The sequence below is a fragment of the Nocardioides astragali genome (genome assembly GCF_024436375.1).
Taxonomy (GTDB): domain Bacteria; phylum Actinomycetota; class Actinomycetes; order Propionibacteriales; family Nocardioidaceae; genus Nocardioides; species Nocardioides astragali.
Genome location: NZ_JAFMZM010000005.1, coordinates 410103 through 436269, shown reverse-complemented (window position 1 = coordinate 436269; position 26167 = coordinate 410103). Strand labels below are relative to the sequence as shown.

At 69.7% G+C, this 26167-nt stretch carries 22 protein-coding genes and 1 pseudogene; 12 read left to right on the top strand and 11 right to left on the bottom strand.

The window, feature by feature from the left end:
• Positions 1-3: 3 nt before the first annotated feature.
• The 7 genes from J3P44_RS19060 to J3P44_RS19030 all read right to left on the bottom strand — a co-directional run bounded on the left by J3P44_RS19060 (position 4) and on the right by J3P44_RS19030 (position 4380).
• Entirely contained in the window at positions 4-264 is a 261-nt protein-coding gene (locus tag J3P44_RS19060; protein ID WP_255892046.1) for a hypothetical protein, read from the bottom strand.
• Between the two features lie 278 nt (positions 265-542).
• Positions 543-1184: a thermonuclease family protein gene (locus J3P44_RS19055; protein ID WP_255892045.1), complete on the bottom strand. Its 642-nt coding sequence runs from the start codon at positions 1182-1184 to the stop codon at positions 543-545.
• A gap of 451 nt (positions 1185-1635) precedes the next feature.
• A complete protein-coding gene (locus J3P44_RS19050) occupies positions 1636-1791 on the bottom strand; it encodes a hypothetical protein (protein WP_255892044.1) in 156 nt (51 codons plus the stop codon).
• Positions 1792-1804: 13 nt separating this feature from the next.
• On the bottom strand, positions 1805-2839 hold the full coding sequence (locus J3P44_RS19045) for a DUF4192 domain-containing protein (RefSeq protein ID WP_255892043.1): 1035 nt from the start codon (positions 2837-2839) through the stop codon (positions 1805-1807).
• A 14-nt stretch (positions 2840-2853) separates the two neighbouring features.
• Complete coding sequence (locus J3P44_RS19040; protein ID WP_255892042.1) at positions 2854-3243, bottom strand: single-stranded DNA-binding protein; 390 nt, start codon at positions 3241-3243, stop codon at positions 2854-2856.
• A 239-nt stretch (positions 3244-3482) separates the two neighbouring features.
• Positions 3483-3938 carry a hypothetical protein gene (locus tag J3P44_RS19035; protein WP_255892041.1) on the bottom strand — a complete coding sequence of 152 codons (456 nt, stop codon included), beginning with the start codon at positions 3936-3938 and terminating at the stop codon, positions 3483-3485.
• Positions 3939-4065: 127 nt separating this feature from the next.
• Positions 4066-4380, bottom strand: coding sequence for a hypothetical protein (locus J3P44_RS19030; RefSeq protein WP_255892040.1), 315 nt, complete (start codon positions 4378-4380; stop codon positions 4066-4068).
• 309 nt (positions 4381-4689) lie between these two features.
• Between J3P44_RS19030 and mobF the strand changes: the two genes are divergently transcribed.
• A complete protein-coding gene (gene mobF, locus J3P44_RS19025; RefSeq protein ID WP_255892039.1) occupies positions 4690-10605 on the top strand; it encodes a MobF family relaxase in 5916 nt (1971 codons plus the stop codon).
• Between the two features lie 1719 nt (positions 10606-12324).
• On the opposite strand, the pseudogene J3P44_RS19020 reads toward mobF, so the two are convergent.
• The 3 genes and pseudogenes from J3P44_RS19020 to J3P44_RS19010 form a co-directional block, all read right to left on the bottom strand.
• Positions 12325-13583, bottom strand: a pseudogene (locus tag J3P44_RS19020) (acetate/propionate family kinase).
• A gap of 229 nt (positions 13584-13812) precedes the next feature.
• Positions 13813-14397 (bottom strand): DUF5709 domain-containing protein, encoded by a 585-nt coding sequence (locus tag J3P44_RS19015; protein WP_255892038.1) that lies wholly within the window; start codon positions 14395-14397, stop codon positions 13813-13815.
• Positions 14398-14540: 143 nt separating this feature from the next.
• The gene (locus tag J3P44_RS19010) at positions 14541-14888 is read right to left on the bottom strand and encodes a UBP-type zinc finger domain-containing protein (protein ID WP_255892037.1); all 348 of its coding nucleotides are present in this window, start codon (positions 14886-14888) and stop codon (positions 14541-14543) included.
• Positions 14889-15162: 274 nt separating this feature from the next.
• Here J3P44_RS19010 and J3P44_RS19005 point away from each other — a divergent pair, with 274 nt between their 5' ends.
• The 11 genes from J3P44_RS19005 (at position 15163) to J3P44_RS18955 (ending at position 25216) form a co-directional block, all read left to right on the top strand.
• Positions 15163-15888 (top strand): alpha/beta fold hydrolase, encoded by a 726-nt coding sequence (locus J3P44_RS19005; protein ID WP_255892036.1) that lies wholly within the window; start codon positions 15163-15165, stop codon positions 15886-15888.
• 119 nt (positions 15889-16007) lie between these two features.
• Positions 16008-17909, top strand: a complete 1902-nt coding sequence (gene nhaA / locus J3P44_RS19000; RefSeq protein ID WP_255892035.1) for a Na+/H+ antiporter NhaA — start codon at positions 16008-16010, stop codon at positions 17907-17909.
• A gap of 145 nt (positions 17910-18054) precedes the next feature.
• Complete coding sequence (locus tag J3P44_RS18995) at positions 18055-19233, top strand: CE1758 family FMN-dependent luciferase-like monooxygenase (RefSeq protein ID WP_255892034.1); 1179 nt, start codon at positions 18055-18057, stop codon at positions 19231-19233.
• Positions 19230-20240 (top strand): helix-turn-helix transcriptional regulator, encoded by a 1011-nt coding sequence (locus J3P44_RS18990; protein WP_255892033.1) that lies wholly within the window; start codon positions 19230-19232, stop codon positions 20238-20240. The genes J3P44_RS18995 and J3P44_RS18990 overlap by 4 nt, the downstream gene beginning before the upstream one ends.
• Complete coding sequence (locus tag J3P44_RS18985; RefSeq protein WP_255892032.1) at positions 20237-20512, top strand: DUF2630 family protein; 276 nt, start codon at positions 20237-20239, stop codon at positions 20510-20512. The genes J3P44_RS18990 and J3P44_RS18985 overlap by 4 nt, the downstream gene beginning before the upstream one ends.
• A 122-nt stretch (positions 20513-20634) precedes the next feature.
• Positions 20635-21234, top strand: coding sequence for a molybdopterin-dependent oxidoreductase (locus J3P44_RS18980; protein ID WP_255892031.1), 600 nt, complete (start codon positions 20635-20637; stop codon positions 21232-21234).
• On the top strand, positions 21204-21950 hold the full coding sequence (locus J3P44_RS18975) for an FAD-binding oxidoreductase (RefSeq protein WP_255892030.1): 747 nt from the start codon (positions 21204-21206) through the stop codon (positions 21948-21950). Before J3P44_RS18980 ends, J3P44_RS18975 begins: the two co-directional genes overlap by 31 nt.
• Positions 21947-22240 (top strand): DUF6510 family protein, encoded by a 294-nt coding sequence (locus tag J3P44_RS18970; RefSeq protein WP_255892029.1) that lies wholly within the window; start codon positions 21947-21949, stop codon positions 22238-22240. Before J3P44_RS18975 ends, J3P44_RS18970 begins: the two co-directional genes overlap by 4 nt.
• On the top strand, positions 22237-22524 hold the full coding sequence (locus J3P44_RS18965; protein WP_255892028.1) for a GNAT family N-acetyltransferase: 288 nt from the start codon (positions 22237-22239) through the stop codon (positions 22522-22524). Before J3P44_RS18970 ends, J3P44_RS18965 begins: the two co-directional genes overlap by 4 nt.
• A 104-nt stretch (positions 22525-22628) precedes the next feature.
• Positions 22629-24302: an FAD-dependent oxidoreductase gene (locus tag J3P44_RS18960; protein WP_255892027.1), complete on the top strand. Its 1674-nt coding sequence runs from the start codon at positions 22629-22631 to the stop codon at positions 24300-24302.
• A gap of 53 nt (positions 24303-24355) precedes the next feature.
• Positions 24356-25216 (top strand): alpha/beta fold hydrolase, encoded by an 861-nt coding sequence (locus J3P44_RS18955; protein WP_255892026.1) that lies wholly within the window; start codon positions 24356-24358, stop codon positions 25214-25216.
• Positions 25217-25524: 308 nt separating this feature from the next.
• On the opposite strand, the gene J3P44_RS18950 is transcribed toward J3P44_RS18955, so the two are convergent.
• On the bottom strand, positions 25525-26133 hold the full coding sequence (locus tag J3P44_RS18950; RefSeq protein ID WP_255892025.1) for a sulfite oxidase-like oxidoreductase: 609 nt from the start codon (positions 26131-26133) through the stop codon (positions 25525-25527).
• Positions 26134-26167 lie beyond the last annotated feature (34 nt).

Genomic DNA, 26167 nt, shown 5'->3' with positions numbered 1-26167 from the left:
GAATCACTCCTCGTCGTCCGGTTTGGCCTCCGCCACCATTCGCGGTCGCGCTCCTCGAGCACTTCCTGCTAGCAGGCGCCAGTTCTCGTCGTCGTTGTACTCCGGCCGCGGCTGGCTCTCGCGTCCATCGTGCGCCTGCTCGTGATCGGGCGACACCTGGCGGAGCAGCCCTAGCGCCCGCAGCACCGGGAGGACCACCAGAGCGACGTCGTACCAGTGACGCAGGGCGTAGCGACGCCTGTCATCAGCGAGGACAGGTCTCACCGCAAGATCGACCGCGAACGCGGCCCATACCGTCCAGGACAGGAGGGTCAGGGTGTCCCGCAGGTCTGATTCGAGGGTGGGATCGACGACCGGCCAGGCGTAGGCCACGACGAACGCGGAGGCGAGCAGGACGAGCGGGATCTCGGAGTGCTTCTCCCAACGTTCAACACGAGTGACGTCGGCGAGTCTTTCATCGCCTGCCGGTCACGGTGCCCCATTGACGCAGCAGGCCCCGACTCGTTCGTGCCGAGTCGGGGCCTGCTTGTGGACGTTGAGGACTACCAGCAGCTTGCCCACAGGCCGCGGACGTTGCTGCGCGCGCTGGCGATCGCACGCACGTAGTCGCGGTCCCGGTTGACCGGCTTGCCGCCGAAGACGTAACGCTTGGTGTACCCGTTCCACGCCTGCCGGTAAGACAGATCGTTGTAGCCACCTTGGCGCTTCACGTAGCGCAGGAGTCGGCCGTACCGGTCCTTGGCGGCTTGGCTGGGGTCGGACACGAGGTGCACGGTCGACCGGACAGGGGCGAGCTTGCCGAGGTTGTCAGTGGCCTCGTCCGAGCCACAACGGCCGCGCTCAGGGGTGTTGATGCCGAGCATGCGTACGGACACGACGCCGCCGGTGCGGAGACGGACCTTCAGGGTGTCGCCGTCGACAATCTGCGTCACGTTGCCGGTCTCGCGGTAGACCTTCGGCGGAGGCGGGGTGGTCACCGGGTTCTGGGTGTTGGTGCCGCGACCGATGCACGGGCACGGGTTGGACTCGCAGGCGATTCCGTCGCCTTCACTATCAAGCCCGTGCGGGTCACTCTGGGGGCCGCCGTTGGCGAGGAAGAAGTTCTGGGCAGCCGCTTGGCTCGGGAAGTCCCCGCAGTCGCGGTCAACGACGGCCGTGGCCGGTGACTGCGCGAAGCTGGTCAAGCCCAGAGCGATAATGATGAGCGCGAGTGCTCGGATAAGTCTGTTGTGCACGTTTCCCCCACTGCTGGTCGGTCCTGCGGACTGTTGTCAACAGCACCCTGACACCAGCGGACGGTGGTTGTACGTGGTTCGGCAGAGTTCACCTCAGCGGGTGTGGCGCGTTTGGCTGAGTTCATCAGCCGTGAGGAAGTCGCTGAACTTGCCCGATTCGACGATCAACGCTCCTCGCCGAGGAGTGCGATAGCTGCGCCGTTGAGAAGCGAGAATCGATCCTCCTCCGACAGAGCCTCGGTCGTCCCCCGCTGCCCGAGGTATGCCGTCACCAGTTCGCGGACTCGTGCCTCGTCAAAGCGACGTCCCCAGGTGCTTTTCCAGATCCTCAAGCAGCTCGATGGTCCGAGCGTCGATCCATCGGCCGAGCTCTCCATCAGCGTCCTCGAAGTCGCGCGCGCTACTCATTCGTACCCCACAGAAGGGCGAGGTCGGGGTTGTGGACGACGTCGATGCGCCTACTGGGGTCGTACGCGGCGGGTGCCGGCACGACCAGGCGGCGCAGCTGTCGTTCCTTCGCACTCTGCCGCGTTGCGGTGTTGTCCTGCTCGTCCATCCGGGTGTCCTCCTCAGCGGCCGGGAGCCGGCCGGTCGGTGGTGGGCTGGGTCCGCGCGACGTCCCGCTGCGTGTGGTGGCCAGGCGGCTTCGGCACGAACGACTCGTCAAGCTCACTTGCGACCTCGCGCATCTGCGCCTGCTGGCGCTCCCACTCCCTGGGGTGCAGGCCGTTCTGCAAGGCCGAGGCGACGATGGCGGCCATGGAGTAGGGCTGGTCGACGGGCACTTGGTCGAGCGCGCACCAGGCTCTGGCGCCGTCGCCGTGCAGCCAGCTGGCGAAGCCGAGCATGGAGGCCGGCGCCGCGCGGACCTCGTCCGGACCGCGGCGGGTGAGGTCGGTCCAGATGGCCATGTGGGAGGTGGAGTTCTCCCGACTCATGTCATCCCAGAGCGCGTCCCGGGTGTTGATCGTCTCCAAGGCCACAAGCATCCGCGCACCGTCGACGTCGGAGAGTCGGTGGCCGTTGGCGTGGAACTGCTCGAGCCGGTCCAGCCCCCACGCTCTCTCCGCAGCGGGCGTGCTGGCCGCGGCCGCAGCCCGAGCCGCGGGGAGCAACTGGTCGATGGGCTCGCGGTCGCCGACCATCGAGGCGGCCAGGGACTCGCGGTTGGCGGCAGGCTGGGCGGCGCCGGTGAGCACGGTCGCAGCCGCGATCCGCTCAGCGGTCGACGGGGTCTGCAGCCCGGTCTGGCCGGTGTTGAACTCACGCCAGCGCTCGCCGTCGGACCACAGCCTGATGTGGGTGGTGATGCCGACGTCCTGGAGCCGGTTCGATAGGTGCTGACTGGCCAACTCGGCGCTACGGCGGTCCTCGGTGATGCAGACGATGGCCAGCCGGGCACCGGGCCAGGCGTGGCGGCCGTACGGGCCGCTGAGTGCGTCCCAAACCTCCTCGCGATCGGCTGCGGTCCGGGGCAGGTCGACGCGAGTGACCGGCAGCCCGGGTCGGAAGGGCGCCAGGACGATCGACTCCTCGGGCTTGAAGCCGAGGACGTGTGGCACCGCGGCGAGCAGCTCGTCCGGGGATTGAACGACGAGATTCATCGGAGCGAACCTCCTCAGCCGGCCGGGGCCGCGTGCGGGGCGCGGTCGATGCGCGCGGACACGTACCCGAGCGAGAGGTCGACCTCGCCGAAGCGGTTGTCGACGACCACGACGTCCTTGGTGCGCTTCTCGCCGGTCTCCTTGTCCGGCCAGCTCTCGGTGCGCTCGAGGCCGTGGACGAAGAGCGGGTCACCGGATCCGCAGCTGTCGTGTACGTGGGTAGCGGCCGAGCCGAAGATCTTGACGTTGTGGGCGGTGGGCTCGTCGCTGCCCCACTCCCCCTGGTCGTTCTGGATCCGGCGGTTGACCAGGATGCGGCAGGTGACGACCGGCTTGTTCTCCCGGGTGTGGTGCAGCTCCGGTGCCTCGGCCAGGTTGCCGGCGAAGGTGACGGTGGTGGACATGGCTTCCTCCTAGGTGACTGCGAGACGTTGATCGATCCCGCAGTCACCTAGGTGTCATCCAGGCCCGACAGCGATCACATCGGCCGAAGTCGTTTGCACCGCTCGAGCTCGGCTGGCGGGGCGGGAGATCACCCAGGCACGCAGACGCGCCACGGCCGGCTCTCGCGTTACCGGATCGGGGCGCTGGTAAGCACGCTCGGACGAGGTGCCGACACAACTGCCGGCGTCGTCCTCGCCGGCTACCGGGCACGCCGACGCCGCGGCGGTCGGTTACTGAGCTTCTGCGGGGGCGGCGGCAGATCGCGACCCAGCCGCCAGCGGGCCTCCTCGGCCGCGGCGATCACTGCCTCCTGGGCGAACGCCGAGCGGGCGAGCATCCGGCCGAGCTCCTGACGGTCGGCCACGAGCGCGTCTTCGACCGCCTCAATGGTCGACGCGGGCAGGTCGTGCTTCTTGTTGAAACTCTTGCGGGTCACGCTGACCAGGGCGGGATGCTTCTCACCCGCGGCCGCGAGTTCGGACCGCCGTTGCGGTGAGCGCCGGGCGTGGAGCTCGAGCGCCTGGGCGAGCCAGCCGACGAACGAGCCGGGTGAGTCGGCGTCGGTGTCCAGGTCTGCGATGTAGGCCGATCGTGCGAGGTCCCACACGCCGGGTTTCCAGTAGATCCCGACCGGGATCGTGGTCTGGCTCGTCACCTGATCACCCCCTGTTCTCGTCCGCCAGGCGTCATCCAGCCGACGCACCGGCACCCGCTCCTCCACGCCCAGCACGCGCGACCGCCGCAGCGTCGCCCGCCTTCGCGCCGTCACGCTCGCCGCCCTACTAGAGGCCGTCGTCGCCCTGTGGCTCACTGGCCAGCCGCCGCAGCCGCGTCGCCTCACGCACGGTGATCGTCTCGCCGCACCACTCGACGGCCTCGCCCAGGGACAGGCCCTCACGCTCGGTCAACTCCCGCAGCGCCTCACCGGCTCGCTTCTCGGTCTCGGCCACCGCCGCATCGCGCTCACCGATCGCGACCATGACCCGCTCGGCCAGGCCGATGACCCGACGCTCCCGCTCCTCGCGCTCGCGCCGCCGCCTCTCGGCCATCTCCCGCGCTGCACGCCTCGCCTGCTGCTTGATCGTCTGCTGACTCATCCGGTCCTCACTCGTGTTCGACGGACTCTGACAGTCACCTACGACATTGCCCCGACCCCGAGCGATCACCGAACCGCAGAAACCTTCAAACCCGCTCCCAGCTGATCCAGCGCAGCGCGTCCAGCCGCCCGATCTAAGCCCGACGCCCCGGCGGTCACCCCCGCCCCTCAGCGTCCCCCCAGATTCCCGCGACCGACGAAGTGCCACACACCTCTTGCATTCTCGGTTCGCCGAATAGAAAGAACAGAACAGAAATCCGCCCGAAAGTGATCGCCTGCCGCGCGCGTGCGCACGTAGGTGACCGTGACGATGAGCCTCCACAAGCTGACGGCGGGGTCCGGGTACGACTACCTGACCCGCCAGGTCGCAGCGATGGACGCCACCGACAAGGGCCACACCGGGCTGGCGAGCTACTACACTGAGAAGGGCGAGACCCCCGGCGTGTGGGTCGGCTCGGGCATGGAGGGCATCGAGGGACTCGCTGCCGACGACATCGTCACCGCCGACCACATGCAGAGCCTGTTCGGCTCCGGGCACCACCCGCTAGCCACCCAGCGGACCAAGGAGCTGGACCTGCGGATCGGCCGCGACAAGGCCGAGCGGCCCACCGAAGCGGACTACAAGACCGCGGTCCGGCTCGGCACCCCGTACAAGGTCTACGACAACGACATCAGCCCGTTCCGGATCGAGGTCGCCAAGCGATTCAGTGAATGGAATGAGGCCGCTGGTCACCCCGGCGACTACCCCGTCCCCGCCGCAGAGCGCGCCAGAATCCGCACCGGGGTGGGCCGTGAGTTCTTCCGCGCCGAGCACGGCCGCGAGCCCGCCGACGCCCGCGAGCTCGCCGCGACGATCGCCAAGCACTCCCGCCCCAAGACCAACGCCGTCGCCGGCTACGACCTGACCTTCTCCCCGGTCAAGAGCGTCTCGGTGCTGTGGGCGATCTCCGACCCGAAGACCGCCGCGGCGATCGAGCGGGCCCACCATGCGGCGGTCAAGGACGCGCTGGACTTCATCGAGTCCAAGGCACTGTTCACCCGCCGGGGCACCAACGGCGTCCGCCAGGTCGACGTCCGCGGCCTGGTCGCCACGGCGTTCACCCACCGCGACTCCCGCGCCGGAGACCCCGACTTGCATACGCACGTCGCCGTCGCCAACAAGGTCCAGACCCTCGACGGCAAGTGGCTGGCCATCGACGGCCGGCCGCTGCACAAGGCGGTCGTCTCGGCCTCGGAGACCTACAACACCGCGCTCGAGCGGCACCTGATCGACGCCCTCGGCGTCCGGTTCGAGGAGCGCTCGAACGAGGACGCCCGCAAGCGGCCGGTGCGCGAGATCGTCGGCGTCGACCCCGAGCTGAACCGCCGGTTCTCCAAGCGCCGGATCAACGTCGAGGACCGCCGCAAGGTCCTCGCCGCGGCGTTCCAGGCCACCCACGGGCGGCCCCCGACCCCGGTGGAGACCATCCAGCTGTCCCAGCAGGCGACGCTAGAGACCCGCGAAGCCAAGCACAAGCCCCGCTCGCTGGCCGAGCAGCGCGAGGCCTGGAACCGCGAGGCCGTCGAGGTGCTCGGCACCCCGCAGCGGGTCAAGCAGATGGTGCACGGCGCCCTCAACCCGAAGGGGGCGGCCCGCTCCCTGGCCGACTCGGCCTGGTTCGCCAAGACCACCGACCGCATCGTGGCCACGATGGAAGGCAGCCGGAGCACGTGGCAGTACTGGCACGTCTACGCCGAGGCCCAGCGGCAGGTCCGGGCCGCCAACATGCCCACCAACCAGGTCTCCCAGGTGGTCGACCTGCTGGTCAGCGAGGTCCTCGACGGCCACTCGGTGAACATGGCCCGCCCCTGGGACACCATCAGCGAGCCGGTCCAGCTGCGCCGCGCAGACGGGTCCTCGGTCTACACCCAGGCCGGGGCCGACCTGTACACCTCGAGCAAGGTCCTAGCCGCCGAACAGCGCCTGGTCGAGGCCGCCGGCCGCCATGACGGGTACGCCGTCGAGGCGTCCTCGGTCGACCTGGCGCTCCTTGAGTCGACCGCCAACGGCATCACCCTCAACGCCGGACAGGCCACGCTCGTGCGGGAGATGGCCACCTCCGGCGCCCGACTCCAGCTGGCGATCGCCCCCGCCGGATCGGGCAAGACCACCGCGATGCGAGCCCTGGCCAGCGCGTGGAGTGACGGCGGCGGCACCATCATCGGCCTCGCTCCCTCGGCGGCGGCCGCGGACGCCCTCCGCACATCAATGGGCTCCCAGATCGACACCCAGACCGACACCCTGGCCAAGCTCACGCACTCCCTCGATCAGGCCCGGCAGACCGGTACCGCGATGCCGGACTGGGTTGCCGGCATCGACTCCTCAACGCTCGTCGTGATCGACGAGGCGGGCATGGCCGACACCCTCTCCCTGGACGCCGCGGTCTCCTACATCCTCGAGCGCGGCGGCAGCGCCCGCCTGATCGGTGACGACCAGCAGCTCTCCGCGATCGGCGCCGGCGGCGTGCTGCGCGACATCCGAGCCACCCACGGCGCGCTCCAGCTGACCGAGCTCGTCCGGTTCAAGGATCCCGCCGAGGGCGCAGCATCGCTGGCCCTGCGCGAGGGCAAGAGCGAGGCGCTCGGCTTCTACCTCGACCGCGACCGGGTCCACGTCGGCGACCTGGCGACCATGACCGAGGAGGTCTTCGCCGCCTGGCAGGCCGACCGCGCCGCCGGCCTGGACTCGATCATGCTCGCCCCGACCCGCGACCTGGTCAGCGAGCTGAACCAGCAGGCCCGCGCTCACCGTCTGGACGGGATCGACCCGGCCGACGTCGCCAGCAGTGGCCCGGTGCGGCGGCTCGCCGACGGCAACGAGGCGTCGATCGGCGAGCTGATCATCACCCGCGAGAACGACCGCCGGCTGCGTACCTCGGCCACCGACTGGGTGAAGAACGGCGACCGCTGGACCGTCCTGGAGATCCACGACGGCGGCGACCTGACCGTCCAGCACACCCAGCACGGCCGCACCGTGCGACTGCCGAGCGACTATGTCGCCAAGGCCACCGAGCTCGGCTACGCGTGCACCGTGCACACCGCCCAGGGCGTCACCGCCGACACGATGCACGGCCTGGCCACCGGCACCGAGTCGCGCCAGCAGCTCTACGCGATGATGACCCGCGGCGCGCACGCCAACCACGTCTACCTCGAGGTCGTCGGCGACGGCGACCCGCACTCGGTAATCCACCCGACCCTGGTCCGGCCGCTCACCCCCACCGACATCCTCGAACAGGTGCTGGCCCGCGACGACGCGCAGCGGTCCGCGACCAGCCTGATCCGCGAGCAGGCCGACCCGGCTACCCGGCTCGGCGAGGCCTCCCAGCGCTACCTCGACAGCCTCTACGTCGCAGCCGAGGACCTGCTGCGCCACGAAACCACGACCGGCGTCGACGGCACCACGGTCAACATGGTCGACGCGCTGGACACCGCCGTCGAGACACTGGCTCCCGGGCTGTCCGATGAGGCCGCCTGGCCCACCCTGCGCGCCCACCTGCTGCTGCTCGGCGCGGCCGGCGAGAACCCCGTCGAAGCGCTCCGGGCCGCCGCCGGTGACCGCGAGCTGGAGAGCGCACGCGACCGGGCCGCGGTCCTCGACTGGCGCCTCGACGCCTCCGGGCAGCGCAACGCGGGCGCCGGCCCGCTCCCGTGGATGCCCGGGATTCCGGCACGTCTGGCCGAGGACCCGCACTGGCGCGCCTACCTCTCCAAGCGGGCGCACCTGGTCGAGCAGCTCGCCGAGCAGGTCCACACCCGCGCCGTAGAACAGGCCGCGCTGCCGGTGTGGGCACAGAACGGCATCCGCCCCGAGGCCGCCACGGTGGCCGACGTCGAGGTCTGGCGCGCAGCCATGCAGGTTCCCGTCGACGACCGGCGACCGACCGGCGCACCGCAGCTGCAGAAGGCGTCGGCGACGTGGCAGCGGCGCCTCAACCGGGCCGTCACCGGAGACCACACCCCGGCACTCAAGGAATGGCGTCAGCTGCTCTACTCGCTCGCCGCGCAGGTCCGCGACGACGAGTTCACCCCGCTCCTGGCCGAGCGGCTGGCCGCGATGTCGCGTGCCGGCGTCACGGCCCACGAGCTGCTGCGCACCGCCGCCGCACCCGATCACCCGGCCGGCCCGCTGCCCGACGAGCACGCCACGGCCGCGCTCTGGTGGCGCATGGCCCGCCACCTCACACCCGCGGTCGCCGCCCAGATCGGCGACGGCTCCCACGGCGAGAGCGTCACCACCGACTGGGCGCCGCGGCTCGCGGACCTGTTCGGTCCCGAGCGGGCCGCGAGCATCCAGGCCAGCACCTGGTGGCCGGCGCTGGTCTCCAACGTCGACCACGGCCTACAGCGTGGATGGCAGGTCGAGGCCCTGCTGGGCGCCGGACGGGCGCTTCCGAGCGACGGCTGGGAGGGCGTCGACGAGTGCCAGGCACTGGTCTGGCGGACCTCGATCGCGCTGGAGACCGCCCCCGACGAGCACGCGCACGAGTACCACTTCGAGGAGCCGCCCGCGGACCTGTGGGAGGGCATCGAGCCCGATCAGGCGATGTTCGTCGATCAGTCCCACGACATCCCGTGGCCGCTTGTTGAGGACCCCGGCACGGACCTCGAGCCCCCCGTCGACATGGTCGACGAGCACCAGGTCGACGCGCTCGAGGAGGACCTGGTCGACGTCAACGAGGACCAGTACATCGAGAGCGACCTCACGCTTTCCGCCTACATCCGCGACCTCGGCGGCACCCGGCTGGAGCCCACCGACGCCAACATCCGGCTCATGTACCAGCGCGCCGACGAGTGGCACTCCTCCCCCGTCACGCGTGAGCGCATGGTCGAAATCAACGAGCTCACGCAGACCTTCTTCGAGTCCCGGTTCACCGACTCGTGGGGCCGCGACTACCTCACCGGCCGGTTCGGCGTCGACCTCGCCGGCGACGAGCGGTTCCGCCCCGGTCAGGCTCCGGCAGGCTGGACCAACCTGGTCGACCACCTCCGCGGCCGCGGCATCAGCGACCCCGAGATGCTCGCCACCGGAGTCGCTGTGGAGGCAAGCACCGGCCGCCTCATCGACCGGTTCCGCGACCGCGTGATGTTCCCGGTGATCCACCAGGGCGAGGTGCTCGGCTTCGTCGGCCGCCGCCCCGACCTCACCGACGACGACAAGGCCGGACCGAAGTACCTCAACACCGCCGACACCCCGCTGTTCCACAAGGGCGCGCAGCTGTTCGGCGTCGTCGACGAACTGCTCGCCGAGGGCGCCGTCCCGGTGATCGTCGAGGGCCCGATGGACGCGGTCGCCGTCACGATTGCCAGCGCCGGCCTCTACCTGGGCGTGGCCCCGCTCGGCACGTCCCTGACCGATGAGCAGGCCACGCAACTGGCTGCCGTCGGCCGCGACCCGATCGTGGCCACCGACGCCGACCTGGCGGGGCAAGTCGCGGCCGAGCGCGACTTCTGGATGCTCACCCCGCACGGCCTGGACCCCGGCTACGCCCGGTTCCCCGCCGGACTCGACCCCGCCGACCTGCTCGCTCAGCTCAGCCCGGCCGCGCTCACCGCCGCAGTGGCCAGCGGCCAGCCCGCCTTCCGGTCCCTGGGCGACCAGCTCCTCACCGAGCGGCTCGACAACCTCGGCGCCGAGCAGGCACGGGCGGCCGCCATGCGCGTCATCTCGGCCCGTCCCAGCCGGGCCTGGGAGCCGGGCGTCAACCAGGTGCGGGCACGGCTGCAACTCTCCCAGCTGCAGGCCGGCCGGGACCTGCGCGACGCGGTCAAGACGTGGGACGCCGACCCGCGGAAGGCGGCCCTGGCCGAGCTGCACAAGAGCAGCGAGGTCCGAGCCCGACTAGCGGCCGCGGCCGACAAGACGCCCGCCGAGCGGTGGGAGCCGCTGGCCCGCGAGCTCGACCCGCGCCTGCTCGAGCAGGGCGACTGGCCGGCCACCGCAGCGATGCTGCAGCAGGCCCACGAGCACGGTCACGACGTCGGCGCCGCGACCCGCGCGATCGTCGCCGAGAAGCCCCTGGGCGACAGCCCCGCACGCGACCTGCGTTACCGGATCGTCTCCCGTCTGGAGATTCCGATCGACACCGGCGAGGGCACCGCGGAGCCGACCACGTCGCAGGGAGCAGCGCGCGACCGGCAGGACGTCAACCGCCCCCGGCCGCCGCGGCGCGGCACTCCGCGACGCTGACTGGCCGGACTCCCCGGCCTCGGTCAGTAGCCTTGCGCGCCCACTTCCCGGCCGATCAACGTGCCATGTCTGCCACGAAGCGACATCCTTGGCCTTACGACGCTCATACTCACGACGGGCGGATGACCCAGCGGCACCACCAACTTCTGGCGTCCCCGAGGTGAGCGCACTCGCCCACTCCGTCTGAACAATCGAGGCAGCGAACAGCTTTGGTGCGCGGCTTCGTAGATGGCATCACTCCGCGCGGTCAGTTCCAGCCCGCATACCCGAAACGTTCATTATCTTCGCCGGCCTGATCGCGTTGGCCCGATTCGCCAGTCGCGACGTCCTCGCCGGCCACTCGCTCCGCTATCAACCGCACGACGACCTGGGCTACCGCTACTCCCCCGTGATCGGACGACCGGCTGACAGCGGGGCCAACCGGTGGACACCGGACTGAAGACGAGCGGGGCGTTCGATGAAGAGTCTGGCGGAAGCCCGCCCGAGAAGGCCCGAGCCGTCGGCTCGCCAGACCTGACCGGCGCGGTCATCGCGATCCACATCGGGTGAATGAACGCGGACGCCTGACACCGGCGCGCAGGATCCGCTCAGCCGCCGCCAAGACACTCGATCGGGGTCGGTCGTCGTGGGTGCAAAAACCTGGAGCTGCAGCACGACATCGGCAGGGATGACGTTGCTCTTGGAACCCGCAGCGATGCTGCCGACGGTGCGCACCACCGAGTCTGCGGGTGCCACCTCGCGAGCCGCGATCGTCTGGAGTCTCACGAGATGATCGCCGCGTGCACCAACGGGTCGATCGCGGCGTGAGCATCGAGCGGTGCGCGCCACGCCCGTGGACGGTGGTCCGCATGCTGGCGGCGGACTTCGGACTGCCGCGCTTGCTGAAGCGAACCCGTCCCGGGCCAGTTCGAGCAGTACTACGACATCTAAGTCGGGGGTCTCGCTGACCTGCGACTAGGTGCCTGAAACGGCGTCTGACCTGCGAAAACGTCTTTCAACGTCTTCCAGCGTCAGGCGTCGTTTTCCGTTGTTGTGCGTACCCAGTGCACCCCACGCCGCAGGGTCTGGGGAGTGCGCATCCGACGTGTTGCGTCATCGGGAAGACGTACGTGACGCTGAGCGTAGTGCGATCCTTTGCGGGCGCCTGCGCTCATCAGGCCGAACGAGCCCGTGACCTGCGGTGTTGGCGTTCTGGACGCGCGCGGGCATCGGCGTCCAGTTGCGGGTGATTGCGAATCAAAGCGAGCCCAATCCGAGCCCTCCCTCCGACGGGCGCCTACGGTCGCAAACGTTCGCAGCGCGCGCACGAGGCTGCCCACCCTGCTAGGAGCCAGTTCGAGCTGACTTGAGCCATCTGATTGGGGGTTTCAGCCTCGGTCAGGAGTCGCCACAGATGGACCTGCCGAAACGTCTATCGTCGTCTTCCCTCGTCAGCCGCCGCCTTTCGTTGGTCCGCGGCCCCACTGCGCCCCAGGGATGGAAAGCCTCTCGCTGCGGCTCACGGAGTCGGTACTTGGGGATCGCGGCTACTGGGAACCAGGTGCCAATCGAGCCGCAGAAGGAGCAGTGAGGGCTCTGGGAACGCGAAGCGTCGATTGGTCAGACGTTGGCCTCGTTTCCGACACCTTGCGACCCTCGGAGGCGGATTGAACCGGAACCCTCTGGACACCAACTGTTGACAAGCCCCAACGGCGAGTCGTGCCCAGCCGCTGCGGCCGTTCAGACGGTGCCGTGTACGACAGCGAGTGCTTGGCGAGCGATTTCCCACTCCTCGTCCGTCGGCACTACGAGGACGGCCACGTCCGAGCCGTCCGCCGAGACCGCTCGGGCCTCCCGGGACGGGACCTCGTTGCGGGCGGCGTCGAGGACGATCCCGAGCCGCTCTAGGCCGCCCAGCGCCGCTGCCCTCAGCTCCGCGCTGTTCTGTCCGACACCGCCGGTGAGGACAACCGCGTGCAGCTCACCGAGCGCGGCGTAGTAGGCGCCGACGTACTTGCGCACGCGGTACGCGTAGACGTCGAACGCCAGAGCGGCGGATCGGTCGCCAGCGGCGCGCCGTTGCTCCAGCTCGCGGAAGTCGTTCACCCCGGAGAGACCGAGCAGTCCGGATTCGCGATAGAGCGCCCGGTCGATCTCGTCCAGGGACAGACCGAGCTGGCGGTGCAGGTAGCCGTGGATCGCCGGGTCGAGGTCACCGGATCGGGTGCCCATCACCAGCCCCTCGAGCGGGGTCATTCCCATCGACGTGTCGACGGACCGCCCACCGCGGATCGCGGCCGCCGACGCACCGTTGCCGAGGTGCAGCACCACGAGGTTGGTGTCCCCGACCGGTCGGCCCAGCAGCTCCGCAGCGCGTCGCGAGACGAAGGCGTACGACGTACCGTGGAAGCCGTAGCGCCGGATGTGGTGCTCCTCGCGCCACCTCGCAGGCACGGCGTAGGTGTAGGCGTGCTCGGGCATCGTCTGGTGGAACGCCGTGTCGAACACCGCGACCTGCGGCACCTCGGGGAAAGCCGCAGCGCGACCCGCAACCCCTCCAGGTTGGCGGGGTTGTGCAGCGGAGCGAGCGGGACGAGGCCTTCGACCGCATCGAGCAGGCGGTCGTCTACCAGCACAGGTTCGGCGAAGAGGTCGCCGCCGTGTACGACCCGGTGACCGACCGCCGCCAGGGTGTCGCGGTCGATCGGCGGGCCGCGGCGGTCGAAGGCGCCGAGGGCTGAGCGCAGCGCGTCCTCGAAGTCCGTGACGCGACGCTCGTCGGAGTGGTCCTGGCCGTCGACCGTGTGTGTGAGCCTCCCGCTGGTCTCGCCGATCCGCTCCACCGACCCGGACGCCTCAGCGACGCCAGTGACGCCGTCCAGAAGGCGGTACTTCAGCGACGACGACCCCGCGTTGAGGACCAGCACCCGCTCATTCACGTCAGCGCCTGCGCTTGGGCCATCACGGATGGCGATGGAGACCTTCCTGACGTTGACCATGTTGTCCTTGACAGCGACTGTGGCCTCCTGAGTGGTTCGTCCGGCGTCCCGCAGCTGGATGTAGGCGGCGTACCAGTCCCACGAGTTGTGCTGCGGAGCGATCTTCTCGAACGCTTGGCGCTCAACAGACGCTTCGTGCAGTCCGGCGAGCGACGACGGATCCATGCGAACCTCCCGGACTCGGGTGAGCGAAGTAGCAGCCGACGGGATCACAGGCGGCGCAGAGCGCTCACTCGAGGTCGTCGTCGATGATGTGCATCGCTGCTTCCTCGGCGCTCGCGCCTGCCCCGTCGATGCCGATGTCGAAGGCGACGACGTCCTTGTCCTCGTCCGGCCTGAGGCCTTCGTCGTAGGACGTGAGCCGTCCGGCTCGGAGCGCTCCGACCTGCCGGCCCCAGTACGGTTCCTGTCCGGCGGGGGCGCCGAACGGGTCGGTGTCCCACTCGTGCAGCACGGAGCGCTCGGCGATCGCTTCCCCGAGCCCTGGGTTGAACGCCGCCAGGTCGCCGGCGCGCTGCCCGCCAACCTGCATGCCTCGCAGGCCGGGAGTGGCTGCGCGCCATGCGTACGGGTCGGGTTCGAACTCCTCTTGGGCCAAGCGTTGCGCGAGCCTCTCCCCCAGCTCGGCTTCGTACGCGGTGTTCCCGAAACCTTGGCCACTGGACCAGCGATCTGGCGGGGAGTACCCCTCGTCGAGCGGTTCGCGCAACCCGCGGTCGTCGGAGAGGCTGTCACCGTAGGCCTGCGGCTGGTCCTCATCGTCGACGCTGTACCCGTGGTACAGCTCCGGACCCTCACCTGAGATCTCACTCATCGTCGTCTCCTTTGTCGTCACGACACTCAGAGCCGCAGGAGCGGCGTCCACCCCGGTCTGGGGTTCGCTCAGAGTTTCGGTGGCAGCCGCGGTCATCTGCATCGGTCATTCGACCGCCTCCGCCGTCCTCTCGAGAGGCCGTGTCAGTTCAGGTGCACCTGCCAGTCGCGAGGGACGCGGTCGGCGGGACCGGGCACCGGCTGCTCTACGGGCCGGGAGTGCGGCGGCGGAAGCGACGGTCCGGTGAAGACCCGGCTGGTGTCGTAGTCGTAGAACCAGTCCTCGCCGGGCTCGAAACTCTGGATCGTCCGGTGCCCGGTGGAGTCGGCGTGCGCCGTCGCGTGCTGATTGGGGGACGAGTCGCAGCACCCGATGTGCCCGCAGGTGACGCAGCGGCGCAGGTGCAGCCACCACCCCAGAGGGTTCCTGAGGTCGCAGTCGACGCAGCCGGTTCCGCTGGGCGGTGGCGCGCCTTGCCATGTGTCGGTCATCTGGTCCTCCTCGGCTCGACCTGGCGCATCACCCTTCATGCAACGACTAGGTCGGGACATCACCTGAAGGCGCGACTTCTCGCGATCAGGAACCAGCCGGCTGCGCTGGGATGCGTGAGCAGCAGCGGACGCGGCGGCTGGGTGCGATGCAGTCAATCTGCTGTGTTCAGGTGATGCGAGACACCCGTCGAAAGCCTTGGCTGGGCTGACCATCGCGAGCGTGTGCTGTCCCGGCAGCACCGCCCTCGTCGAGTCCCTACGAGAAGGACCACCCATGAAACCCACCGTCATCCTCGTCCACGGCGCGTTCGCCGAGTCCTCGAGCTGGAACGACGTCATCGACTTCCTGACCGCCGAGGGGCTGTCCACCATCGCGATGGCGAACCCGCTGCGCGGCATCGCCGCGGACGCCGCCGCCCTGTCCGACCTCGTCCGGTCCGTCGACGGGCCCGTGGTCCTGGTCGGGCACTCCTACGGCGGAGCGGTGATCACCAACATCGATCCGGGTGCCGGGGACGTGCTCGGCCTGGTGTTCGTGGCCGGGTACGCGTTGGAGGCGGGAGAGTCGTGCGCCGAGGCCACCAACCACTCCCCCGGCGGGAGCCTCGCCGAAACCCTGCAGCCGGTGGACCTGAGCGGCGGAGGCCGCGACCTGTACATCGCGCAGGAGAAGTACCACCAGCAGTTCTGCGCCGACCTGTCCGCAGACGTGGCCTCCCAGCTGGCGGTCACCCAGCGTCCCATCGTCGAGTCGGCGCTCGGCGAACCGGCCGGCGACACTCCGCTGTGGAAGACCGTCCCGAGCTGGTTCATCTACGGAGACGAGGACCGCAACATCCCGGCTGGCTCGCAGGCGTTCATGGCCTCCCGCGCGGAAGCACGCAGCACCGTGGTCATCTCGGGCGCCTCCCACGTCGTCGGCATGAGCCACCCCGCCCACACCGCTGAGGTGATCCTCGAGAGCGCCCACGCAGCCGAACACGCTGACCAGCCCGCCTAGCGCAGCAGCGCGCGCCGCCGAAGGGCGCGCAGGGGCGGCGCCGACGAGGACCCTGCGCAGGATCCGAACCTCAGGCCTCAGACCTCAGAGCTCGAACGCGGGAGGTGAGGAGACACCAGATGCCACCAGAGCGAGGATCCCCCGACGCCGGTGCGCGAATCCCCGGCGACTGGACGCGGCAGTCGCGTGCTCGCGCGAAGGACATGATGAACCAGGTGTCGGCGCCGGCCCGGGCCTACGTCCGCACCGAGTCGGCGAGCTCGCTGCTCCTGCTGATCTCCGCCGTGGCTGCGCTGCTGATCGCGAACTCCAGCTGGTCGGCGGCCTACGAACAGTGGTGGCACACCGACCTGGCCGTGGCCGTAGGGGACGCGACCCTGTCCATGGACCTGCGGCACTGGGTCAACGACGGCCTGATGGTGCTGTTCTTCTTCAGCATCGGCCTCGAGGTGCGCCGTGAGGCGTCGGTCGGTGAATTGCGGCGTCCCGGGCACGCCGGGCTTCCCCTGCTCGCCGGCATCGGCGGCGTGGTCGTCCCGGTCCTGATCTACCTGATCGTCAACCCCAGCGGAGACGCCGCACGCGGGTGGGGTGTCGTGGTGGGCACGGACACGGCGTTCATGCTTGGCGCTCTTGCGATCGTCGGGCCCACCTGGGCGACCCAGCTGCGTTTGTTCCTGCTCGCACTCACCGTCGTGGATGATCTGGTCGCCGTCGCCGTCATCGCGATCGTCTACAGCCACGACATCGACCCCGCCATGTTGTCGGTGGCAGCGATCGCGCTCGCGATGATGGCCCTCCTCGCCTACCACGGCACGTGGCGAGCCGGACCCTACGTCGGGTTGTTGCTGGTGGCGTGGGTTGCCACCGTGCTGGGCGGCGTGCACGCGTCGCTCACCGGAATGGTGGCAGGACTCCTCATCGCCGCGCGTGCACCCGATCCGCGCCTGGTCGAGGACGCACTGGAGCGGTACCGGTCGTTTCGACAGTCGCCGCTGCCACGCGCCGGGCGTCGTGCTCAGCTCGGGGTGCGGCGAGCCGTGTCCACGAACGAGCGGCTCCAGACCGCGCTGCACCCGTGGACCAGCTTCGTGATCGTCCCGATCTTCGCGTTCGCCAACGCGGGCGTCGACCTGCGCGACGGCGTCCTGACCGCCGCCCTGACCTCCCCGCTGACCTGGGGAGTGATCGCCGGGCTCGTGATCGGGAAGCTCGTCGGCATCGGCGGAGCGGTCGCGCTAGGCCTGAGACTCCGCCTCGGTGTCCTTCCCCAAGGGGTGCGCGTCGACCACATCCTCGGTGGCGCGGCGCTGTCCGGCATCGGGTTCACCGTGTCGCTGCTCATCGTCGGCCTGGCGTTCGACGACGCCGGCTCCCGGGCTGACGCGACCGTCGGCGTGCTGATCGCCGCCGTGCTGTCCACGGCCTTGGGCCGCTGTGTCTTCGCCGCCACCCGCCGCCGCCGCGGCATCGACTCGGCCGATCTTCCCCGACACCTGGACGAGCCGGTCGACCCCAGCGTCGACCACATCCGAGGCAACATCGACGCCCCGCTGACGCTGGTGGAGTACGGCGACTTCGAGTGCCCGTTCTGCGCCCGCGCCACCGGAGTCACCCGCGAGCTGCTGACCCGCTTCGGCGACGACCTGCGCTACGTGTTCCGACACCTCCCGCTCACGGAGATCCACTCGCACGCCGCACTGGCTGCCCGCGCCGCCGAGGCCGCCAGCCGCCAGGACGCGTTCTGGTCGATGCACGACCTGCTCTTCGCCCATCACGACGACCTCACCCTCGAGGTCGTGGCGAGCCTGGCCGCCGACCTCGACCTCGACGTCACCGCCTTCCTCGACGACCTTGACAGTCCCGACGTCGAAGAGCGCGTGGCACGCGACATCGCCAGCGCCGAAGCCAGCGGCGCCCGCGGCACCCCGACCTTCTTCGTCAACGGCCAGCGCGTCATCGGCGCCCACGACACGCAGACGCTGACTGCGCTGCTGACCTCTCACCAGAGCGTCGGCTGAACGGCACGTCACCGACTCGATGCAGTCGGTTGGCCGATGCTCCCGACCTGCCCCACAGGCGAGTCTCGAAGCACCCCGATCGGCCGGTGACCCCGCCTCGGCCGGTCGGGGCCACCACCCGCCACTGAGCGAGAAGAGGGACACCATGGAGTTCGGAGTGTTCACCGTCGGAGACGTCACACCCGACCCGACGACCGACCGGCTCCCCACCGAAGGGGAACGCATCGCCGCCATCGTCGCGATCGCGGAGAAGACTGAGGAAGTCGGCATGGACGTGTTCGCCACCGGCGAGCACCACAACCCGCCGTTCGTGCCCTCGTCACCGACCACGCTGCTCGGCTACATCGCCGCACGCACCCAGCGGCTCCGACTGTCGACCTCGACCACGCTGATCACCACGAACGACCCGGTCAAGCTGGCCGAGGACTACGCGATGCTGCAGCACCTCAGCGGTGGACGCGTCGACATCGTGCTGGGTCGCGGGAACACCGCCGAGGTGTACCCGTGGTTCGGCCAGGAGATCTCCAACAGCTGGAACCTGACGGTCGAGAACTACGCCCTGCTGCGCCGACTCTGGGACGAGGACGTCGTCGACTGGGAAGGCCAGTTCCGCCCACCGCTGCGGCAGTTCACCGCCACACCGCGGCCGCTGAACGACGAGCCGCCGTTCGTGTGGCACGGCGCCATCCGCAACCCCGACGTCGCCCGCCTCGCCGGCCTCTACGGCGACGGGTTCTTCGCCAACCACATCTTCTGGCCCGCCCGCCACACCCGGCAGATGGTCTCGCTGTACCGTCGAGCATTCGAGTCCGGCGGGCACGGCACCGCCGACCAAGCCATCGTCGGACTCGGAGGGCAGGTGTTCGTGCGCCCCCGCAGCCAAGACGCCGTCGCCGAGTTCCGGCCCTACTTCGACCACGCTCCCGTCTACGGGCACGGACCCAGTTTGGAGGAGTTCACCGAGCAGACGCCGCTGACCGTCGGCAGCCCCCAGGAGATCATCGACCGCACCCTGGGGTTCCGCGAGTACGTCGGCGACTACCAGCGCCAGCTGTTCCTCATCGACCACGCCGGCCTCCCCCTGGCCACCGTGCTCGAACAGCTCGAGCTCCTCGGCGAGCACGTGATCCCCGTCCTGCGGCGCGAGTTCGACGCCCTGCGGCCCGCCCACGTCCCCGACGCCGCACCGCCGCGGGGCGCGGCACCGCCGACCGAGCCGGCCGCGGGCATCGGCACCGACGCAGGCACCGACGCGGGCGCCGACGCGGGCGCCGAGACTGGCAAGGACACCGACGCTCAGCCGGCCGCGGCGGTGGGCACGTGAGCGCCACGGCCCGCCACTTGTACGCGGTGACGGCACCGGACGGCCCCAAGACGCGCAGCTGTGGGGTACGAGACATCGACTGGCAGCTCAAGGCTCTCCGCGACACGATCGAGCAGCGACACCGGCCCACCGTGCCCCTCAGGTCGGTGGAGACCCGCGCTTCGGGCCAACAGACCCCACTTGAGGCCCTGATCGACTGGGCGACCAGCGCCGGCGCCGCGGTGGCTCGCATCCACCGCGCCGACACGGAGACGTCCGTGACCGCGTTCGCGTCGGTGCTCTCGACCGGCCGCGCGCCCGTCATCTCCCCCGGATCGGTACGTCTGCTGCACGCGCTGCACGGCCGACGCGCCGCCCAGCTCCGCTTCCTCGAAGGACTGCTGCGACGCCACGCCCGCCATCGGGCCATCCTGATCGTCATCGACGACCGCACCAGCCTCGACCCGGACGCCGACTGGCTCGTGCAGCAGCTCGTCGGACTACTGCACGACGACGCGGTGACCTGGGTCCACCCCGCCCGTCTCCAGCCATCACCCGAGGCTCCCATCGCCCGCCGTGCCGCGAGCACCCGGCGTCCCTCTCGACCGCCCGCGCCCAGGAACGAACTGACGCCGGTCGGACTCCTACCGTTCGCCCCGGTGCGTCCGCCCCTGACCGGCACCGCAGGCCCGGCACAGCCACCCCGGTCAACTCCTCAGCACACCAGCCCGCGGCGCGACACCCCACACCCGCGCCATCCCCGACGCCCGCGGTTCGGATGGCTCGCTCTCACCGACACCGAGGTCCGCGTCGTGCGCCTGGTCGTGCAAGGCCACACCAACCGCGCCACCGCGGCTGCGCTGTTCGTGTCGGTGAACACCATCTCCACTCACCTGCGTTCCATCTACAACAAGCTCGACGTGAACTCACGGGTCCAGCTCACCCGCGTCGCGTTGCGTCACCTCTCCGAGGACGACCAGACGCTGACGGCCCTGCCCCAACGGATCGACGAGGGAGCACCCAGATGAACCCGGACCAGGAGAAGGCCCTCCTCGCACAGGTCGCCGTCCTCGTCGCCCGCGAGCGCGACCTGCGCGCCCACCTCGCGAGCCCCGGCGACACCGACAGGATCAACGAACGCGCCGCCTTGCACCAGCTCGAGGAAGAGCTGGACCAGTGCTGGGACCTGCTGCGTCAGCGCCGCGCGCTGAGCGCCGTGCACCTGGACCCAGACGAGGCGCACGTGCGCCCGGTCGCGCAGGTCGAGAACTACCTGCCTCATCCCGGAGCAGTGCAGTGACCTCCCGCCGTGCCGCAGGCCCGACCCAACACCGGCCACCCCGACGAACGGACAGCTGACTGACGCACACCACGACGCACCCCGTCACCCACACCAGCCGACGCAGGAGAGGAACGCGACCCATGACCATCACCGAAGGCTTCGTCGGCAAGGCCTCGCCCCAAGGCGTTGACCTCCCACCCGGCCAACACCTGGCACGCGGATTCCCGGTACTCAGCGCCGGACCCACCCCGCTGATCTCCACCAGCGCCTGGGAGTGCACCGTCACCACCACCACCGGCCACAAGCACGTCTTCGACTGGACACGCCTGCACCAGCTGCCGGCCGAGGACATCACCGTTGACATCCACTGCGTGACACGCTGGTCCAAGCTCGGCACCCGCTGGCGCGGCGTACCCGTCGAAGCGCTCCTCGCCGACATCGACGACCCGACAGCAGCCCACGTGATGGCCAGCAGCTACGGCGGCTACCGCACGAACATCCCGCTCGCGGACCTCCTCGGCGGCCGGGCCTGGCTCGTGTTCGAGTACGACGGCCAGGCGCTGTCCCCCGAGCACGGCGGGCCGGTGCGACTCCTCGTGCCGCACCTGTACCTGTGGAAGAGCGCCAAGTGGATCACCGGCCTCACGCTGATGGCAACCGACCAACCGGGCTTCTGGGAGTCGCTCGGCTACCACCGATACGGCGACCCGTGGCTAGAGCAGCGGCACTCCCGCGACTGACGTGGCTGCCCGCCACGATCAGTGACGTCCGGCGCGAATCCGCGACGGCCACGACGCTGCGGCTCGACGTCGACGACTGGCCCGGCCACGTACCCGGGCAGCACGTCGACCTGCGGCTCACCGCCCCCGACGGCTACTCCGCCGTGCGCCCTTACTCGCTGGCCTCGGCCGGCGGATCGGGAACAGTCGAGATCACCGTCGACACCACCCCGGGCGGCGAGGTGTCCACCTACCTCACCCAAGGCGCACGCCCCGGCCACCACCTCGAGATCCGCGGGCCACTGGGCAAGTGGTTCGTCTGGGACACCTCCGACACCGAGCCGGTCCAGCTCATCGGCGGGGGCAGCGGGATCGTGCCGCTCATGAGCATGTTGCGCACCCACGACGCCCAGCAGCATCCAGCGCAGATGCGGTTGCTGTACTCGCTGCCCAGCGCCGTTCACATGCTGTACCGCCCAGAGCTCGCCTCCCTTCACGCAGAAGGAACGGTGACCTTCCTGTACACCCGCCAACCCACCGCCGCCTCGACACGACCTCCGGGACGGATCACCGCAGACGACCTGCGCCAGCACGCCATCAACCCGGACCTCAAACCGTCCGCCTTCGTGTGTGGACCCACCGGGTTCGTCGAGACGGTCCTCACCCTCCTGGTCGGTTTCGGCTACGACCCCGAACGCATCCGCGCCGAACGGTACGGAGAAGGGAGCTCCACATGAACATCCCACGCGAGCAACGCCAACAACCCGGGTGGCACGTCGACGGCAACGGCCTCGCCGGCGCCATGTCCGACATCTTCGGGCGTGACATCACCGACGCCATGGGCGTGTGCAACTTCTGCGGCAACCGCGCCGCGGTGGCCGAGGTGCCCGCCTACAACGCCGGCCCCGGCGTCGTGCTGCGCTGCGCGGAGTGCGACACCATCTTGATGCGGTGGGCCACCACCCCCATCTCCACCTGGCTGGAGATGCCCGGGCTGCGGAGCCTCGAGATCGCGATGCAGCCATGAGCACCCGCATCGAGGACGTCGCCGACCGCAACCGCCTCGAGCTCTACGAAGACGACACCCGCGTGGGGGAACTGCACTACCAGCGCGCCCGCGACATCCTCGTCCTCGAACACACGGAGGTCGACCCCGACCAGCAAGGCAAGGGATACGCCGGGCAGCTCGTCCAAGCCGCGCTGAACCAGGCCAAAGGCGAACACCGCCGCGTCATCGTCGTGTGCCCCTACGCCAAGGCATGGCTGAAACGCCATCCCGACTACGCCGACCTCGACTACACCCACGCCTGAGTTCCGGGAGTCCCGGATTTGAGGCGAGAGCCCTCGCACTGCAGCGCCATCAAGGACCACCGCCTTCACCTTGAACACCGCCCGACCACCGAAAGGGGCAGCCCGTGAGACCCGCACACGAAGCCGGCGCGCAGCTCGACGACACCGATCTGGTGCGCCTGCGCGCCTACGGCACGTCCCATGAGGTGGCAGCCGGTGACATCCTGTTCGCCCCCGGCGAGCCGAACGAGAATTTCGTCGTCATCGAGACGGCCGCCGTCGACGTCGAACGACCCGGCACCCCGGACGCCCCCGCCGCGCTGTTGAGCACCCACGGGCCCGGACAGTTCCTTGGCGAGCTCAACCTCCTCACCGGACAGACGCCTTACCTCACCGCACGCGTCAGCCAGGCCGGGGCCGTCACCTTGATCGACAAGGAGGCGTTCGCGCGCCTGATGCGCGAGGACGCCCGCCTCTCCGATCGCATCCTGCGGATGTTCGTGGCTCGCCGTGCCTACCTGCGCAGCGGGGAAGGTGCGCGCAGCGTCGAGATCCTCGGCAGCCGCTGGTGCAGCGAGTCGAGCGCACTGCGGACCTGGGCCGCCCGCCAGCAGGTGCCGCACCTGTGGCTCGACGTCGACACCACAAAGGGCGCCGCCTTGGCCTCCGCCGTCCAGGCCGGGTCGCTCGACCTGCCGGTGGCGATCGCCTTGGGGCGCATCGAACGTAACGCCACCCCGACCTCACTGGCCGCGATGCTGGGCCTGCAAGCAGACCATCACGACGACACCGTGCGTGACGTGGTCATCATCGGAGGCGGCCCGGCCGGACTCGCTGCTGCCTTGTGCAGCGCGTCGGAAGGACTCGACACCCTGCTCTTGGAGGGCAAGAGCATCGGTGGCCAGGCCGCCGCTAGCGCTCGGATTGAGAACTACGTCGGCTTCCCCTCCGGCATCGCCGGCGGTGAGCTCACCAGCCGGGCCCTCGTCCAAGCCCACAAGTTCGGGGCGCAGGTCTCGAACCCGTGCGCGGTCACCGGGTTGAGTTCCGTGGACGGCGACCTGAGCGTCGAGCTGGAGAGCGGGTCGCGGGTGCTGACCCGCTGCGTCGTCATCGCCAGCGGCGCGCACTACAACACCCTGCCGCTTGACGACTGGACCCAGTACGAGAACACCAGCATCTTCTACGCGGCCACCGAGCTCGAGGCCCGCGCGTGCGCCGGAGGGCCCGTCGTCATCGTGGGCGGAGCGAACTCCGCCGGCCAGGCGGCCATCTTCCTCGCAGAAGCCGGCAGCAGCGTGACGCTGGTGCTGCGCGGAACCGATCTCGAGGCGCGCATGTCGCGCTACCTGGCTGGCCGGGTGCGCGCTCACCCCGACATCACTCTCAGCACCGCGACGAGCGTCACCGCACTCCACGGCAGCCGGTCCTTGGAGGCCGTCGACGTCCAGGACGCCTCAGGCACCGTGACGATGCTGCCGTGCGTGGGCCTGTTCTGCTTCATCGGCGCCTCACCCATCACGGACTACCTGGGCGAAGCCGCCCGCGACGCGCACGGGTTCGTGCGCACCGACCGCGACCTGCAGCCCCACGACCTGGGTGTGATGTGGCAGCTCATGGGTCGAGAGCCCCTGCCCTACGAGACCAGCATTCCGGGCGTGCTGGCCGTCGGGGACGTCCGCGCCGGATCGGTCAAGCGAGTCGCTGCGGCCGTCGGCGAAGGATCCGCTGCCGTCGCGTCGGTGCATCGCCTCCTCGCGTCCTCGGGTCACGCGCTCAGGCGACCCCAACCCGCCTGAGACTCCCTTTTCCCGTCGCGCGTCGCGTCGCATCAAGATTACGAGGACCACACATGCCGGTACCCAACGTCACCTACCACCATCTCGACCTGAGCGCGGCTCGAGTGTTCTACCGCGAATCCGTACCAGCTAGCGAGCGAGGCGCGACGGTGCTGCTCCTGCACGGTTTCCCGTCCGCCTCCCACCAGTTCCGCCGGCTCATCGACGCGCTGGGCGACCGGCATCGCATGATCGCCCTCGACTACCCGGGGTTCGGCCACACCGAGGTCAGGCCTGACTTCGAGTTCTCCTTCGACCGGCTCGCCGACATCGTCGAGGAGTTCTGCACCGCTCTCCACCTGGACCGCTTCGTCGCCTACCTGTTCGACTTCGGCGGTCCCGTGGGGATGCGGGTCGCGGAACGGCACCCCGACTGGTTCGCCGGCCTGATCGTGCAGAACGGGAACTTGTACGACGAGGGCCTGCCGCCCGAGACGCGCGAGTTCATCATGCTGGACCGGCGGGACCCGGCATCCGAGCCGGCGGTCCGTCAGCTCATGACTCTCCAAGGCACCCGGCACCAGTACGAAACCGGCGCCCACGAGGACCTCATTTCTCCCGATGGGTGGACGCTGGACCAGCACTTCCTCGATCTGCCTGGGCGTCTCGACGCCCAGCTGGACCTGGCCTTCGACTATCCGAGCAACGTTGCCCGGTACCCGGTGTGGCAGGAATGGCTGCGCCGCCACCATCCCCCGACTCTGGTGCTGTGGGGTGTCGAGGACCCGTTCTTTCCCGCAGATGGTGCGAGAGCGTTCACCAAGGACCTCCCGCAGGCACAGGTTCGGCTCTTCGACGGCGGGCACTTCCTCCTAGAGGACCACCTGCCCCAGGTCGCTCCCCTGATCGACGACTTCTTGAACACGGCCTGGTGAGAGCCGGACACCTCTCGCGCATCCGACGGTGACCGAGGCGCCGGTCGGTGCGACGCGCCCGGCGCCTTGATGAAGGTCCCTGCACTCTTCAAGCCAACCGCGAGTCGTCTTCGCGACGTCGCCTGGCTCTACTGCTGGCCCGGGGGCTACGGCTGTCACAGCTCGCTCCTGTGGAGCGTCGCTGCAGGGGTGGGCGGTGTGCGGACGCGGATCTGCGTCCTCGCAGCCTCAGCGGACCTGCGACGCTCGAGCGCCGCGCCGGCCCGCTCAGGCGCACGCCTGCTTGGGGTGGCCGGCGGCCTGGGACCTCACGAGGAGTGGTAGCGCTGCTCCTGCCACGGGTCACCGCGATCGTGGTACCCGCGCTCCTCCCAGAAACCCCGCTTGTCCTCGTCAAGGAGCTCCAATCGGTTCACCCACTTCGCGGACTTCCAGAAGTACAGGTGCGGGACCAGCAGCCGAGCCGGTCCTCCGTGCTGGGGAGCCAACGGCTTGCCGTCGAACTCCCAGACAACCCATGCCTTGCCGTCCGTCACGTCGGCCAGCGGCATGTTCGTGCTGTACCCGGTGCTCGAGTGAGCCAGCAGGAACGCAGCGCCGGAGGTCGGCTTCGCAGCGGCCAGCAGCGTGTCCACGCTGACTCCGGCGAACCTGGTGTCGAACTTCGACCACGTCGTCACACAGTGGATGTCACCTGCGTACTCAGAGCCGGGCAGCTCGTGGATCTCCGACCACGACCAGGTCACCGGCGACTCGACGGAGCCGTCGACCGTCATCGACCAGGCGTCCAGGTCGACCGCCGGTGTCACCTCGACGGCCAGGACCGGCCAGCTGCTGCCCGTGTCGTACTGGCCGGGAGGAAGCTTCTTCGCCGTGTCTCGACGGCGGCCAGCGAAGCCGGCAGTGAACTGAGACATGTTGGAACTCCTCATCAGTGCGGTGGTGGTGCGG